General features: G+C 47.6%; 13 protein-coding genes. 7 read left to right on the forward strand and 6 right to left on the reverse strand.

Annotation, left to right across the window (positions count from 1 at the left end; genetic code table 11):
* Positions 1 to 72 precede the first annotated feature (72 nt).
* Complete coding sequence (locus GUA87_RS13815) at positions 73 to 819, reverse strand: substrate-binding periplasmic protein (RefSeq protein ID WP_193717189.1); 747 nt, start codon at positions 817 to 819, stop codon at positions 73 to 75.
* A 115-nt stretch (positions 820 to 934) separates the two neighbouring features.
* Complete coding sequence (locus GUA87_RS13820) at positions 935 to 1672, reverse strand: SDR family oxidoreductase (RefSeq protein WP_193717190.1); 738 nt, start codon at positions 1670 to 1672, stop codon at positions 935 to 937.
* A 131-nt stretch (positions 1673 to 1803) separates the two neighbouring features.
* Here GUA87_RS13820 and GUA87_RS13825 point away from each other — a divergent pair, with 131 nt between their 5' ends.
* Positions 1804 to 2166, forward strand: coding sequence for a PilZ domain-containing protein (locus GUA87_RS13825; protein WP_193717191.1), 363 nt, complete (start codon positions 1804 to 1806; stop codon positions 2164 to 2166).
* Here the strand turns inward: GUA87_RS13825 and GUA87_RS13830 are convergent.
* The 3 genes from GUA87_RS13830 to GUA87_RS13840 form a co-directional block, all read right to left on the reverse strand.
* Positions 2163 to 4211, reverse strand: a complete 2049-nt coding sequence (locus GUA87_RS13830; RefSeq protein ID WP_193717192.1) for an ATP-binding protein — start codon at positions 4209 to 4211, stop codon at positions 2163 to 2165. The two genes, GUA87_RS13825 and GUA87_RS13830, sit on opposite strands and share 4 nt — an antisense overlap.
* 212 nt (positions 4212 to 4423) lie before the next feature.
* Positions 4424 to 7519 carry an efflux RND transporter permease subunit gene (locus GUA87_RS13835; protein WP_193717193.1) on the reverse strand — a complete coding sequence of 1032 codons (3096 nt, stop codon included), beginning with the start codon at positions 7517 to 7519 and terminating at the stop codon, positions 4424 to 4426.
* Entirely contained in the window at positions 7516 to 8640 is a 1125-nt protein-coding gene (locus tag GUA87_RS13840) for an efflux RND transporter periplasmic adaptor subunit (RefSeq protein ID WP_193717194.1), read from the reverse strand. The genes GUA87_RS13835 and GUA87_RS13840 overlap by 4 nt, the downstream gene beginning before the upstream one ends.
* 123 nt (positions 8641 to 8763) lie before the next feature.
* Between GUA87_RS13840 and GUA87_RS13845 the strand changes: the two genes are divergently transcribed.
* The 6 genes from GUA87_RS13845 to rlmD are packed head-to-tail and all read left to right on the forward strand — an operon-like array spanning position 8764 to position 14840.
* Complete coding sequence (locus GUA87_RS13845) at positions 8764 to 9693, forward strand: histone deacetylase family protein (protein WP_193717195.1); 930 nt, start codon at positions 8764 to 8766, stop codon at positions 9691 to 9693.
* 31 nt (positions 9694 to 9724) lie between these two features.
* Positions 9725 to 9976, forward strand: coding sequence for an exodeoxyribonuclease VII small subunit (locus tag GUA87_RS13850; protein WP_193717196.1), 252 nt, complete (start codon positions 9725 to 9727; stop codon positions 9974 to 9976).
* A gap of 40 nt (positions 9977 to 10016) precedes the next feature.
* Positions 10017 to 10907, forward strand: a complete 891-nt coding sequence (locus tag GUA87_RS13855; protein WP_193717197.1) for a polyprenyl synthetase family protein — start codon at positions 10017 to 10019, stop codon at positions 10905 to 10907.
* 14 nt (positions 10908 to 10921) lie between these two features.
* A complete protein-coding gene (gene dxs / locus GUA87_RS13860) occupies positions 10922 to 12847 on the forward strand; it encodes a 1-deoxy-D-xylulose-5-phosphate synthase (RefSeq protein ID WP_193717198.1) in 1926 nt (641 codons plus the stop codon).
* 3 nt (positions 12848 to 12850) lie between these two features.
* Positions 12851 to 13591 (forward strand): TlyA family RNA methyltransferase, encoded by a 741-nt coding sequence (locus GUA87_RS13865; RefSeq protein WP_193717199.1) that lies wholly within the window; start codon positions 12851 to 12853, stop codon positions 13589 to 13591.
* The gene (gene rlmD, locus GUA87_RS13870; RefSeq protein WP_193717200.1) at positions 13581 to 14840 is read left to right on the forward strand and encodes a 23S rRNA (uracil(1939)-C(5))-methyltransferase RlmD; all 1260 of its coding nucleotides are present in this window, start codon (positions 13581 to 13583) and stop codon (positions 14838 to 14840) included. Before GUA87_RS13865 ends, rlmD begins: the two co-directional genes overlap by 11 nt.
* Here rlmD and GUA87_RS13875 read toward each other — a convergent pair.
* The gene (locus tag GUA87_RS13875) at positions 14837 to 16045 is read right to left on the reverse strand and encodes a hypothetical protein (RefSeq protein ID WP_193717201.1); all 1209 of its coding nucleotides are present in this window, start codon (positions 16043 to 16045) and stop codon (positions 14837 to 14839) included. The two genes, rlmD and GUA87_RS13875, sit on opposite strands and share 4 nt — an antisense overlap.
* Positions 16046 to 16201 lie beyond the last annotated feature (156 nt).

Here is a 16201-nt window from a genome sequence, read left to right on the forward strand (position 1 = left end):
TGAAACAATTAATTTTAGTTAAATACCGATGATAAATTGTTGATCATCAAACTAGTCAACATAACAAATGCCTCAGTTTATTTGCGGACCAGTCGTATAATTTGAAATAATTATTTGATATTCTCCTGATGCGCGAATTTCTTGCAGCCCCATATTAAAGTCGTCTTTCAACTTCTCATCCTTGAATGCAACATGATAGGGGGTCGGGTCAAAGATATGATGAAACTCAACCTGCTTGAGAGATTGCTCTTTTGCCAATTGCTTATCGTAGTACTGAAAAATCCGAAAATCACCAATTGTGACATCAACTCTTTTTCTACGCAGTAAGCGGTTTTGGTTTATCTGATTTCCAACTTCACGATATCCGGTATTACCCACCGCCATTGCAGCAAATTCCGACCCAAGAAAAATCTTCGCATCCATAAATGCGGCTATTCTATATTTACTCAATGATTTGATATTTTCGATTTTTAAGCGGTTTTCGCGAAGGCTGACAGCTACATTCTCATAAACTAAATGACTGTCAGAATACTCCGCTATGATTCCGGATCTGGGATTCAGAGGGGAGCCTGCATCAGATTCACTCCGAGAAAAGTCAAGCGCCACCCTGCCAAAGGGAACATATCGTATATCTACGCTATGGTTTCTCTTCGCCAATGCTGCCCGAATAATATCAACTTCAATGCCTGAGTCACTTTCAGGCATAGCATATGGCGGGAGAATACCCTGAACCAATTGGATTTCGTCAGCAAAACCATCGAGAGAGGCCGCGAAAAAGAACATCAGGGAAATAGCAAAAAAATGAAACAAGCGACGCACAGATTATCTCACAATTAATCCGATCAACGGAATGAGTATCTGTATCAGAGGTATTAGACAAAAATTAATTTATGCTAAACAATCCTTACTTAGCGTATTCCATTTCCGGCAAAACTTATACGTGTTGCCCGCCATTTATGTGCACCTCTGCCCCTGTGACATAAGAAGAAGGCGCGTCGCACAGGAAATAAATGGTGGATGCCACTTCTTCCGGACGGCCAAGACGACGAAGAGGAATTTCTGTGATTAATTCCTCTGTCCCCGGCGACAAGATCGAGGTATCAATCTCCCCTGGGGCAATCGCGTTTACGCGGACACCATGGGGGCCAAAATCAGCAGCCATTTCTCTGGTCAATGCAGCAAGCGCCGCCTTGGAGGTACCGTAAGCCGATCCCGCAAACGGATGAACACGGCTGCCTGCAATAGACGTTACATTAACAATGGCACCTTTTGCCTCCACCAACTGGTCGAACAAGCCTTGGGCCAGCATCATAGGTGCAAAAAGATTGACATTGTACACATGCAGCCAGTCAGAATAGCTGGAATTTAGCGTATTGAAACGAGATCCATCTGGCCCTTTAGGGGAAATGCCCGCATTATTGACGAGCGCATGTAAAGGCTCGCCCCCGAGTTTTTCTTCAATTAAAGCAATGCTTTCTGGCAACTGTTCAACATCGGCAAGATCTAACTGAATGTGGTTTTCTTCACCACCTTCCCATGGGCAATATTCGGAAAATGCCTGACGCGAGACAGTCATAACACGCCAACCGGCGGCGCTAAATCTTTTTACGGTTGCATGTCCGATCCCTCGGCTTGCCCCAGTTAACAAAAGATTTTTCCTTGAATTGCTCATGACATACCCTGCCCATATTTACCGAAAATTAAGCTAATCTATCAGAAGATGTAAGTAATCCCCGCTGAGTATCTGTTTTACCATTAATTGTACGTCTGGGGCAGATTATTTTTTTGCTGAGGAACTAGGATATGAAGTCTGACCGAAAGGGTGAAGATAATCGACAATATCCACGGAATGATGTGCAACGCGTTATTGTCGTTATCAACAACAAACCTTATCTGGCGAAAGACTGGTCACCTGACGGTTTTGCCATCAAGTGTGATGACCAAAAACTACACCTAAATGAGATCGTCACCGGTGTCATTGATGTCTTCGATGTAGAAGACAAAGGTGAATTCAAAGCAAAAGTTGTAAGATTGGCGGCTGATAATCTGGTGGCATTCCAGTTTGCCGAAATCAGTGCGCACATTTTCATGAATTTATGTATCACCGTAAATCTGAATGAAAGCGGTGAAATTAAAGAAGGTGAGTTGGTAGAGCCCAACGTCTAGCGGTGATTTTTTAAGGGTAAAATTACGCGACATTTGGTCCCAATACCCAAATGACTTTCAATTTCAAACTCCCCCCCCTGCAGTTCGGTTAAAGATTTCACCAGCGGCAATCCAAGTCCCGTCCCTGCATATTTTCGGTTGAATGCATTTTCCACCTGACCAAACGGTTGCATAGCAAGCTCAATAGAGCCTTGATCCATGCCGATACCATCATCAATGACTTCGATAAAATACTTATCGTCTCCCAAAGTTCCACAACGGGCAATAACTTCACCGCCAGCGGGCGTAAATTTGATGGCATTTGAGATAAGGTTTAGCCCGATTTGACGTAGTGCATTTTCATCGGCTTCAATCGAAATTTCTGGATTTTGAATATCAAAAACCAAATCCACACGGGCGTCTTGAGCTTGATGTTCAAAGAAAGATCTCATTCCTTCTACCAAATCAGATGGAGAAAGTTTCTGAATGAAAAGCTGAAATTTACCGGCCTCTACTTTGGAGAGGTCGAGAAGATTGTTGATAAGCCGCAACAAATGAGAGCCACTTTCGTGAATATGTTCAGCATATTCACTGTAGTGTTCATTCTGCAAGGAGCCAAACACCTCCTTGGTCATCATTTCGGAAAAACCGATAATGGCATTCAGCGGTGTTCTCAGTTCATGGCTTACATTTGCAAGGAAATTGGTCTTACTAGCGCTTGCTTTCTCTGCCAGTTCTTTCGCCTGAAACAGTTCAGTTTCCCGTTTTTTCCGACCAGTAATATCGGTCAGGGTCAGGACAAACCCGCCTGTATCCAAATAGTTACCCACAAAATGGATGATCTTTCCATCATGACAGAAATGATCGTAGCTGAAATTCTCCGAGATTTCGGTCCAAGGGCAACCCATTCCTTCGAGGTTGGTCAAATCCCCTCTATGATACATCGCTTCGTACAGGTCGGAGATACTCTCAAATGAGCTAAAATTCTCTTCTGGAATACCTGTGATCTTCGAATTATTCCTATTGTATTGAACAATATTGCCCCGACGATCGAGCAACATGATGCCTTCATTCATATTTTCAAAGGTAAGTTGAAGGCTCTCAAGCGCTTTTGCGGATTTCTCCTGGGCGTATAGAGCACGAATGGTTTCGTGAGAATATGCCGCCAGGATCAGGACCAAATCCCTGTCTTCTCTTGAAAAATCATCACCGACTTTACCGTGAAGAGAAAAAACACCGATCAAGGATCCATCGCGTTCTCGCAAGGGATAAACCAGGACACTATCGCCCCTGTATCCATCCCAACCGCTGAGTTTACATTGGTTGATACTCTGCTGATCCATGAGGAGTAATGGTTCACCAGATTTTGAGACCTGTTCAAAAATACTTCCTTCTTCCAAGGGAAGGGTAATTGTTGCAGGTGCATGCCCAGGGTCAAGTGAGTGCACCTGTCGCAACTCATTTCCCTTTACAAGGTATAAGCTACCCCCGGTGGCCCCCAGTGCATCCCCGAGAGTTCTAAGGAGTCCACCGCATAATTCTTCAAGGCTTCGGCAAGTGGTCAAAAAAGTTGCTGCTTGAACGACTTTACGAATTTTGTTGTGAAGAACTTTGAGCCCCTTGCCCGCAGCTCGTCCGCTATCGGCATCAAAATCAGGGATATCAAACAGTGTATTAAGGCAGGTTTGTTCAATTTTGGTTACCAACTCAGATAAGTACTCTGTATGCAGTTCTGTATAATCACTGCACCCTGATTTCATGGCCTCAACTGCACGCGCAGTGGTCGGATACGGATCAAGTACTAAAATGGTAACTGAATTCTTCTGCTTCACCAGAAAATTAAGTTGTTGAAGAAAGTCGCGATACCCCTTTTCAGGAGCCACCGCTGAGATCACATCAAATTCGCGAAGTGCAAGAAGCGGGAGTTTATTGTTGCGAAATGTATGAAAAGTAGGTGTGACGACCGGATCACCCAGCAACGCCTCAATACGGCCTTCCATAACCGGATCATTTGACAAAACTGCCAGATTCACGGACGCCAGATTTCTTTGGGGTACTGCTACCATGACCATCCCTGCGACGCCAAAATTTCGCCGCCATCTACTCAGTCGACCCCCAACAAAAACCTTCTAATAACGGAACTCATCAACGCCGACGCAACAAGAATTTAATGGCTAACCCTAGAAGAAATAGTATTAAAACTAAGTTAAAAAACTTGTAAAAATTGCACTAAATACCCGTAAATACCCCTTTTTGAGTTGAACAAAATTCAATTTTACTAGTACGCTTTATCCAGCTCTTCCAATTCGCGAGAGATCTCTCCCGAGCGTTTGGTAAATCTTGCCAAAAGCAGATAAAACACAGGCACCACCCCAAGCGACAAAATAGTTGAAAACAACACGCCGCCCATGATCACAACCCCAATGGTCTCGCGGCTTTCTGCCCCTGCGCCGGTTGCCATTGCAAGTGGGACGGCCCCGAGTGCCGTAGAGATTGTAGTCATGAGCACAGGGCGAAGGCGCGTAACTGACGCTTCTATAATTGCTTCAAAGATTTCCATCCCCTCATCGCGGAGCTGATTAGCAAATTCAACGATCAAAATCGCGTTCTTAGCCGTCAAACCAATAAGCATGATCACACCGATCTGGCTATAGACGTTAAGGGTTACCCCCTGCATTAACATCGCCCCCAAAGCGCCTGTAACAGCCAATGGTACAGACGTCATAATCACAATTGGGTGAATAAAACTTTCAAATTGAGCTGCCAGCACTAGAAACACCACAAGAAACGCGGTGACAAATGTAAACAAAAGCGCCGCGTTGCTATCCTTAAAGGACCGGCTTAAGCCGCCGTATGATACGCGCGCCTGGTCGCCTGCCACTTCTTGCGCCAGACCTTCCAAATAGGTAAGGGCTTCAGCCATAGTATAATCTGGCCCAAGCGAAGCGGTTACCCGTACGGCGCGGAGCCGGTCCGTTCTTTTGAGTTCCGCGGCGCCAGCGGTTTCAGTAAGGGTAATAAAACTGGAAATCGGGATAAACTTACCGGAAGTTTCTGATCGAACATAAACCTTGTTCAAATCATTGCGTGTTTGCCGATCCTCTGCTTCCGCCCTCATGATCACATCATATTGCTTGCCACCTTTTTCAAACCGTCCAATGGTACGGCTTCCCATCAGCGACTCCAATGTACGCCCAATGGTTTCAATGGAAACACCCAGATCTGAGGCACGGTTTCTATCAATGGATACCCGAATTTGCGGCTGTTTCTCAGAATAGTCCTTATCAACATTCAGAAGTTTTGGGTTCTCACCAGCACGTTCGACAATCTCATCTGCCCACTTGTTAAGCACTTCATATGACGGTCCGCCCAGGATCAACTGGACCGGTGCTCCCCACCCCCGCTGACCAAGGCTAGCGGGATTGATTGCAAAGGCACGCACACCCGGCACAGACAGAAGCCCCGGAAAGATTGAGCGGACAATCTGTTGCTGTGATCTTTCTCGTTCTTCCCACGGCACCAACCGTGAAAACATAAAGGCTGTATTGACCGGACCTGGACGAGAGAAGCTCCCGACCAAGGCAAAGACGCTTTCCGCCTCTCCCTTTTCAACCAGCGGGTTCAGGATCTTTTCGATCTTACCAACACTGCGGTTGGTATATTCCATACTGGCCCCTTCAACAGCTTTCACAGGAATAAAGAAAATACCGCGATCTTCTGTCGGCGCGAACTCCTTTGGCAATGCCTGATAGAAGAAATATCCGACCGCGGAAATTCCAATTGCCATGGCGACAATAAGAATGGGAATGCGAAACGCGAACAGCAGACCCCAACGATAGATATTGGCAAGTCCTACAAAGATGGCCTCTGTTGACTTATAGAACCACCCCTCGCGCTTTTGCTCCACCAGCATTTTCGAACACAACATGGGAGTTAGACTGAGCGCCACGAAGCTGGAGAACATCACCGCCGCAGCAACCGCGATGCCAAATTCCCGAAATAGTCTGCCGGTTGTACCTTCAAGGAAGGAAATCGGTAGAAACACAGCAACCAGAACCAGAGTTGTCGCAATCACAGCGAACGCGACCTGTTTTGCCCCGCGGTTAGCTGCCAAAAGCGGTGGCTCTCCCATTTCAATACGCCGGTGAATATTCTCAAGCACCACAATCGCGTCATCCACCACCAATCCAATCGCAAGCACCAGTGCCAAAAGCGTCAGCACATTTACTGAATAATCCAGTGCCGCAAGCACCATGAGGGTTGCAATAATTGAAACCGGAATGGCTACTGCGGGGATAAATGTTGCGGGGACGGAACGGAGAAACAGGAAAATCACAGCAACGACCAATCCCATCGCAATCCCCAAGGCGATAAACACCTCCTTGATAGATTGACTGATAAATACGGATTGGTCATAGGAAACTTTAAGCTGCACCCCTTCAGGCAGTGTGTCCTGAATATTACGAACGACCTTTTTAACGCCCTCCGCAACCTGCAAAACATTCGCGCCGGATTGCCGTACGACTCCCAGCCCGACCGACACCTTACCATTCACTCTGAGGGCGGTGCGCTCGTTCTCAGCCCCGAGTTCAACACGTGCAACATCTGCAAGACGCACTATGCCGCTGTCATCATGACGAAGGATGATACGTCTGAATTCATCTGCAGTTTCCAAATTGGATCTTGTGCGAATATTAAATTCCCGCTCCGCTGATTCAACACGCCCGGACGGTAACTGGACATTTTGTGAGCGAATTGCCCGCTCAATGTCCTGAGCTGTCAGATTGTGAGCTGCCAGAGCATCGGTATCCGCCCAAACCCGCATCGCGTATCGACGCGCACCGCCAACACGAACATTTGCCACCCCATTGACGGTAGAAAGCAAATCTACAAGATTGCGTTCCGCAAAATCGGTGAGCTCCAAAGGTCCCATTCGCTCACTTCGAAGGGAAAGCCACATAATTGGACGAGCATCGCTTTCAGTTTTGGAAATACGGGGACTATCAGCTTCGTCAGGTAGGACCGAAAGGATACGCGATATCCGTGCCCTGACGTCATTGGTTGCAGCTTCGATATCCCGCTGCAGACTAAACTCAACATTAACGGAAGAACTTTCCTCACGACTTGTCGAATTGATACGCTCCACACCGGCAATACCCGCAACGGCATCCTCAACGATCTGAGTTATCTGGCTTTCAATAATATCGGCGGACGCCCCGCGATAAGTGGTGTTGATGGAAACATTCGGCTTATCAACGTTTGGATACTCCCGCACACTCAGCGCCTGATATGAAAACAAACCAAACAGTACCAGAACCAGCGAGAAGACGATCGCAAGAACAGGACGTTTGATTGAGATTTCAGATAATCTCACTGCCCCACTCCATTTTCTGCGTTGGCTTCTCTGTATTCAAGCTCTTCTATTGTTACCTTTAGCTTACTGCCATTTCGAATCTTCTGAAGTCCTTCAACAACCACCTTGTCACCGATGGAGATACCATCAACGACTTGCACCCAACCTCTTCTTCTTTGGCCAAGTATGATCTCCTGCATTTTTGCCGTACCGTCCTCAGTTGCAACAAACAAACTGCTGCCGGCCGGAGATACTATGATGGCGTGTTCCGGAACCATAAGGGCGGCTTTTTCAAAGCCTGTCTCCAACGAAACAGAGAGATACATACCGGGGCGAAGCGCACCGTCTGGATTTGAGAGGGTTCCTCGAATTTTTACAATTCGGGTAACCGGGTCTACGCGGCTCGCGATCGCCTGAACTTTCCCTTCAAACACACGCCCCTTATAGGCAACGCTCGTCGCTAAAAAGGACTGGCCCGGCTTCACTGTGGCGAGAAACGCCTCGGGCAGACCAAAATCCAGTTTAAGCGTATTCACATCATCCAGTGTCGTAATCATGTCACCAGGGCGAACCAATGAGCCAACACTCACTTCATGGAAGCCAACAGCACCATCAAATGGCGCTCGAATTTCATATTCATTAAGCCGTGCCTGATCTGCCTGAACCTTGGCTTCGGCCACCTTCATCTCAGACAGTTGCAAATCCACACGCGCCTTAGGGGCGTTCCCGCTTTTATATAGCTTGAGAGTACGTTCATACAATTTCCGGCTATTTTCCAATTCTGCCTGACTTTCGGCCATTTCAGCACGAACTTCCGTCGCATCAAGGGCCACAAGCAACTGTCCTTTTGAGACCTTCGCACCTTCTTTAAAAGCGAGGTTTTTGATAATCGCGGATATTTTACTCGTGAGGTTTACGGACTGATTAGCCTCCAGTGTTCCAACAGCCGTGATGGTGGATTTCAGATCCGCCGTCCCAACAGGTACAGCAATCACGGCCACAGGTCGACCTCCCCGTTTGCCACCTTTGCTATTGTCCGCAGCCTCTTCTGACAAAAAGGGAATTTGATCCTGATATTTCCAGCCAGCAAATGCCGCCGCGCCTATGGCGATCAGAATAATTAGTTGTGTTGTTATTTTCATATCTGGCTTTCCATCCGCGAAGACAAGGATGATAGTGACGGACAAAAATTGAAATCAACCTAAAAATCTGACAAAACGGGATCGTGATCTTAATTCCTGTTCTAGCATATACGGATATTTCTCATGACAGTTCATCTCTTTACACATCGTGATTGCCTTTTTCACGACAATGGAAAAGACCATCCAGAGAAAGCTGATCGTTTGAGAATGGTCTGGCATTACCTGGAAGAGGAAGGGTTTGAAGACATTATCAAACATGAGGCCTCTCTCGCGGAAGAGGATCTTCTAAAGCTCGCACATACACCTGACTACGTTCAGTATATTAAAAGTCATCGCCCCTCTTCCGGTATTGTGCAATTGGATCCAGATACTTTTATGTCTCCGGGCAGCTATGAGGCGGCCTTACGGGCTGTTGGCGCGGTGCGGGACGCCGTGGATTTTGTTATGGCGGGAAAAGGTAAGATCGCCTTTTGTGCCGCCCGCCCCCCGGGTCATCACGCCGAACAGAACAAGGCCATGGGTTTTTGTCTGTTTAATCAGGTAGCCATCGGGTCCATTTACGCACACCAGAAATATGACATTCCCAAAGTCGCGGTTATGGATTTTGACGTTCATCATGGAAATGGTACCCAAGCGATTTTTGAGCCGCACCCTCACCTATTCTATGCCTCAACCCATCAGGAAGCGCCTTTTTACCCCGGCACGGGGCATGCTCATGAGACGGGTTGTGGCAATATTGTAAACGCCCCCCTCCCCGAAGGAAGTAACGGCACCCTGTTCAGAAGTAAAATGGAGGAGATGATTCTTCCTGCACTCGATAAATTTGCGCCGGATCTTCTGTTTATCTCTGCCGGTTTTGATGCCCATCACGCTGACCCGTGTGCAGGCCTCAACTGGACTGAAGAAGATTATCAGTGGGCAACGGAAAAACTGCTCGAAATTGCAAAAAAACACTCACATGGCAGGATCATTTCCGTGATGGAAGGTGGTTATGATCTTGTAGGACTTGCACAAAGTGCGCAAATACATGTGAAGACGTTGCTTGACGCTTAATCCCGGAGTATAAGGAGCAAAAGGAGAGAGCATGTCCGAAGAAAACGAAATTCCAGCAGATATTCAGGAAATGTCCTTTGAATCTGCCATGCAGGAACTGGAGGCCATTGTTGAAAAACTGGATTCCGGAAATGTGGATCTAGATCAATCTATCGACATTTACACACGCGGCTCTCAACTGAAATCGCATTGCGAGCAAAAGCTTCGTGCTGCGCAGGAACGCGTGGATAAAATTGTTAATCAGAACGGCACTCTGAGCACCCAGCCTGCCAATGTAGAATAACCGAGATCGCGTTGCCGATCCGTTTCAATTGAGACCGTATATGAACGACGATTTTTCAACAGCACTCCGTCAAACCGCCGAACTTATGGATCGGGAATTGTCCGAGTTTCTTCCTGAATCTGACAATCCCGAGAAACAACTGCACAGTGCAATGCGCTATGCTGCATTATCTGGCGGCAAACGTCTTCGCGCGTTTCTGGTGATCCAGAGTGCGGATCTGTTCAATGTGTCGCGAGACTATTCAGTGCGTGTTGCTGCGGCACTGGAAATCATGCACACCTATTCTCTGGTTCATGATGATCTCCCATGCATGGACGATGACGATTTGCGCCGAGGTGTTCCAACCGTTCACAAGAAGTTTGACGAAACGATCGCTGTTCTCGCAGGTGACGCCCTACAGGCGATGGCTTTCGAAATCCTTGCAGACCCTTTGACACACCCTTCTGGAGATGTCCGTGCGTCTCTGGTTCGCAAGCTCGCGATGGCCGCAGGTGGACATGGAATGGTCGGCGGGCAAACCATGGATATCTATACAGAGCAGGATGATCTTTCTGTTGCAACCATTACCCGTCTGCAACAGATGAAAACGGGGGCGCTGATCACGTTTGCCTGTGAAGCGGGTGCTATTTTGGGGCATGCTGATCCTGCTAAACGCACCGCCCTTCGCGCCTATGCCCATGACCTTGGGCTGGCTTTCCAGATTACGGACGACATATTGGATGTTGAAGGCACAAGTGAAGAAATGGGCAAAGCAACGCGCAAAGATGTGGATGCTGGAAAAGCCACGTTTGTTTCATTACTAGGTCTGGAAAAAGCCAAAATTCACGCTGATATGTTGTCTGAACAAGCAATCAGCCATCTGGACGTATTTAATAGCAAGGCAGATCTTTTGCGGGACGCAGCTGAGTTTACTGTCAAACGCAATAAGTAGAATCGAGTATTATTGTGAGCACAAGACCACATACCCCGTTGCTGGATAAGGTAAAAGAACCCAAAGATATGCGGAATTTTACCATCGATCAGCTCAAACAATTGGCTGACGAGCTTCGTCAGGAAACCATTGATGCTGTTTCCGTAACGGGCGGCCACTTGGGTGCCGGGCTTGGTGTGGTTGAGCTAACGGTTGCTATACACCACGTGTTCAATACCCCCGAAGATCGCCTAATCTGGGATGTGGGGCATCAATGTTACCCGCATAAAATCCTGACAGGACGCCGTGATCGCATTCGGACACTTCGCCAAGCTGGCGGTTTGTCAGGCTTCACGAAACGATCTGAAAGTGAATATGACCCTTTCGGTGCAGCACATTCTTCCACATCAATTTCCGCGGGGCTTGGTATGGCTGTTGGTCGTGACCTTAAAGGCCGAACCAACAATGTTGTCTCTGTGATCGGCGATGGTTCCATGAGTGCCGGCATGGCATATGAAGCCATGAACAATGCCGGCGCTATGGACAGCCGGCAAATCGTCATTTTGAATGACAACGATATGTCCATCGCCCCTCCCGTTGGAGCCATGAGTGCTTATCTGTCAAGGCTTCTATCCGGACCTTCATATCGCAATATCCGTGAATTGATGAAGCAGATTGCATCGCGCCTTCCCGACCCACTGGAGCGGACAGCCAAACGTGCCGAAGAATTTGCCCGAGGCATGGTCACAGGTGGCACTTTATTTGAAGAACTTGGCTTCTATTATATTGGTCCGATTGACGGGCATAATATGGAACATCTGATCCCGGTCCTCAAAAATGCAAGGGATTCAGAAACCGGGCCTATCCTTATCCACTGCGTGACACAGAAGGGCAAGGGTTATGCTCCTGCCGAGGCCGCTGCTGATAAATATCATGGTGTTGCCAAGTTTGATGTTGTGACAGGTGCTCAGGACAAAGGCATCCCAAATGCCCCCTCCTACACCAAGGTGTTTGCGGATGCTTTGATGAAGGAAGCCATAAAAGACGAAAATATTGTTGCTGTCACTGCTGCAATGCCAGATGGCACAGGTCTTTCCAATTTTGCTAAAGAATTTCCAGACCGCTGCTTTGATGTAGGTATTGCTGAACAACATGCTGTAACTTTCGCAGCGGGGTTGGCGACCGAAGGCATCAAACCCTTTGTTGCTATCTATTCTACATTCCTACAGCGCGGTTATGATCAGGTTGTTCATGACGTGGATCTGCAAAATCTACCCGTAAGATTTGCCATCGACCGGGCAGGTCTTGTTGGCGCGGATGGTGCCACACATGCAGGTTCCTTTGACACGACTTATCTTGCTTGCCTCCCCAATATGGTTGTGATGGCTGCCGCTGACGAGGCGGAGCTTACCCATATGGTGGCCACTGCTGCGGCCTATGATGATGGCCCTATTTCATTCCGTTATCCACGCGGCGAGGGCGTTGGCGTTGACCTTCCTGAGGAAGGTGAAATTCTCGCAATCGGTAAAGGCCGTATCGTCAAAGAAGGAAGCAAAGTCGCCATTTTGTCTTTTGGCACCCGTCTGGAAGAAGCCATCAAAGCGGCTGAGGCTCTCGATAGCCTTGGTCTTTCTACGACTGTTGCCGATGCACGCTTCTGCAAACCACTGGATGAAGACCTCATTCGCAAACTGGTCGCAGAGCATAGTCTTCTTCTAACCGTCGAAGAAGGATCTGTAGGTGGTTTTGGAAGTCACGTCATGCAGTTCCTCGCCATGAATGGTCTTCTTGATGGGGACATTAAAGTCCGCCCTATGTGCATGAACGATACATATGTGGATCACGGAAAACCTGAAAAAATGTATGACGAAGCTGGCCTGAATGCTGCGCAGATGATCTCCGTTGCACTGGAGGCGCTCGACATTGAGTCAGACAGCTCCAAAAACATTTCCTCTCTCTAGGTAATGGTTTCCCAACGACTGGATATGGCGCTTGTATCGCAAGGACTTGCGCCAACCCGCGCCCGTGCGCAAAGTCTTATCCAGGAAGGGCTTGTTGAGATTGATGGAGAGCCAGCAAGAAAGCCCAGCCAGAAAGTGAGTGATAGTGCGCTGCTAACCTTGTCGTCAGATGAAAAACAATGGGTTGGTCGCGGTGCTTTGAAATTGATCAAGGCCCTCGATCACTTCCATATCGACCCCAAAGGAAAAGTGGCCGCGGATATTGGCGCATCAACCGGCGGATTTTGTGAAGTTCTGCTGGAACGGGATGTTCAGAAAATCTACGCTGTTGATGTGGGACATGATCAACTGCATCCCACGATTATGTCAGACCCGCGTGTGATTAATATGGAAGGGGTGAATGCTAAAACCCTCTCCGCTGACGTCATACCGGAACCACTGGATCTGATTGTCAGTGATGTCAGTTTTATTTCTTTGGAAAAAGCCTTGCCCGCTGCACTTTCTCTCTGTAAATCAGGCGCCTATCTTGCCGCTTTGATTAAACCGCAGTTTGAGGTTGGCCGTGAGAATATTGCGAAAGGTGGCATTGTAAAGAACCCGGAAATCGCCGCCGCCGCCGCAAAGCGAATTGAAGACTGGATTAATGGCCTGGAAGGCTGGTCAAGCCTTGGCGTAACACCCAGCCCCATTAAAGGGGGGGACGGCAATACTGAATTCCTGATAGGAGCCCGATATGAGCGATAAAGTTGAGATTGAATATATCGGGGTAGCCGGTGACGGTGTCGGTACATTGAACGGTAAAAGCTATTACGTGCCTTACACTGCGCCGGGCGATGTGGTGTCTATCCAAAACTCAGAACAACGCGGCCAGGGCAATGCGGCTGAAGTAGATGAGTTCCTGAAAAAATCAGAATTACACGTCCCTGCAGAGTGCAAACATTACGGCATTTGCGGGGGGTGTAATGTACAACATCTGACAAATGAGTTTGTTGAAAACTGGAAAAGCGAACTCATCACGTCAGCACTGGAAACAAAAGAGCTACCTTTACCAGAAATTAAACCGATTGAAACCAGCCCAATACACAGCCGCAGGCGGGTTGAGTTTGTCGCCGCGAAACGCAAAAAAGGGGTAATGATCGGGTATCACAGACCCAAATCTCATCAAATATTTGATGTAGGCGAATGCCCTTTGCTGGTTCCAGAATTGCTCGCCTTGGTGAAACCGCTTCGCATCCTGCTTCCTGAATTGATGGCGCGAAATAGTCAGGCCCGCCTTACCCTGACTATGACAAATAACGGGATTGATCTTGTTATTGCCACGGCACACAGTCTGGATTTGGAAGGCCGTGAAAAACTGGCGCGGTTTGCTCAAGATCACAAACTATGCCGCCTGACTTGGAATGATGATGTTGAGAAACTTCAGGATCAGATCGCTGCTGTCAGGCCCGCTGTCATTACTGTTGGCGATGTAGAGACCCAACTTCCTGCGGGAGGGTTTTTGCAAGCTACTGAACATGGTCAGGAAACACTTATCCGCCTTGTTTGCGCTGAACTTGGGTCAAAAGAAAAAGTCGTCGATTTGTTTGCAGGCTGCGGCACCTTTTCACTTCCTGCCGCCAAGCACGCCCGCGAAGTTTTAGCTGTAGAAGGCAACCCTTACCATACAGATAATATGAAAATTGCGGCGAACAGGCAGATGCTGCCTCTCCAAACGGAAACACGGGATCTGTTCAGACGCCCTCTCCTTGCGGATGAGTTCAAGCCATTTGATACGGTGATCATCGACCCACCGCGTGCTGGTGCCAAGGCGCAGGTAGAAGAAATTGCGCGATCAAAAATCACCAAAGTTTTGGCTATTTCCTGCAACCCGAAGAGCTTTGCAAGAGATGCTGAAGTACTTATTGATTACGGGTTTAAGATGGGCCCCATAACACCAGTGGATCAGTTCAGATGGTCAAATCATGTGGAGTTGTTCACCACATTCACCCGCTAGCCGATGCGTGATTTTCGCCCTAACGAAAAGGGCGATACAGGGGTTTCCTGAACTCGGCCGATAACGTCACCGCTTAAATAGTCTACGTTTATTTCAAACGCACGGCGTGCGATGTCATCACTTTCAACCCCCCGCCAAAAGGTCCTAAAGCCATGACTCTTGGCCCGTTCAATAAGAGGCTCAATCCATAACAGATCTTCTTCGTAATCCCCAAAGAAACTAATTCCGAAAACAGGAAGATCACTCACAGTGTCAAATTCATTCCAGTCAGGCCCCACCTCAAAAACAAACCCAAGAACAAGTGGGTTTAACGTAGTCAGAATTTGCCGAATACGACTGTTCAAAATACCATCAGGAATATTGGTAATGTTTATGACGAGATGCTTCAAAGTGTACGCAGGTAACTGTTTGATAATCCCTGCATATTCGTATCGCCGATAGGAGTTGGCCAAAGTATCGTAATCAACCGTGGCAAATACCAACGGCTTGTTTCCCAAGTTACCCAGTGACCTCATGGCAGCCTTGCTTTCATGAAGAAGGCTGTAATCAATTCCTGCTCTTTCCCGCTGACCATGCAAGGCGGCAAGTTCCGAATTTTCGATACGTTCTTTTCTTCCATCAACCAGTCTGCAAGGCAGCAGTTCAGTCATGGAAACCAGATTTTTCTGGCAATTAACAACAGAACGAAAGAGGACAGAATTTATTTCCTTCGCTTTGGAAGAGCCATTTTCCTGTTTTTCCTCTTCAACATCAGAAACAGCAAAATTCAGGTACTCAACCAGTTCGTCTGGTGAGTTAAATTCACTAATATGTTCGATCAGATTGACATCCAAAACTACTGTTTCGATAGAAACCACTTCCTGATCAGGTAGTTCCCCAAATAAGAGTTGCAGTAGCTCTTTAGCCAATTGATTGGCTTTTTTAAGGCCTTCCTCGTAAGTCGTATCAGCAAAAAGAAGAGCGAAACGGCTTTCCGCCATTTTCACAAACATGTCCTTTTTGCCGAGCTTTTTAGTGAAAAAAGCTTCCACCGCTTGATCAACACGCTTCTCCAGCTTCTCCCATTGCTGGGCATATTTCTCTTTGACCTGATCCAAGCCGACAATCTGAAGGCTACTGGCTAGAAGAGATTTGGTAGCCTGTTCCTTGCTACCGCCAAAATTGCGAAGAAACTGCCCGACTTGCCCGATTTCATGATGCTGCACGACCTTACTCCCCTTCGCATTGGAAGGAGGGGCCGAAGATTGAGCTCCACTTTTTGTAGTATCTTGCATCATTAGCATTCGAACAAAGTATTTACAGTTACCGAATCAGTCTCTGATTTTACCATTGGCAAATCGGCTTAATATCCCCAAAACTTG

The organism is Sneathiella sp. P13V-1 (assembly GCF_015143595.1).
GTDB lineage: Bacteria > Pseudomonadota > Alphaproteobacteria > Sneathiellales > Sneathiellaceae > Sneathiella.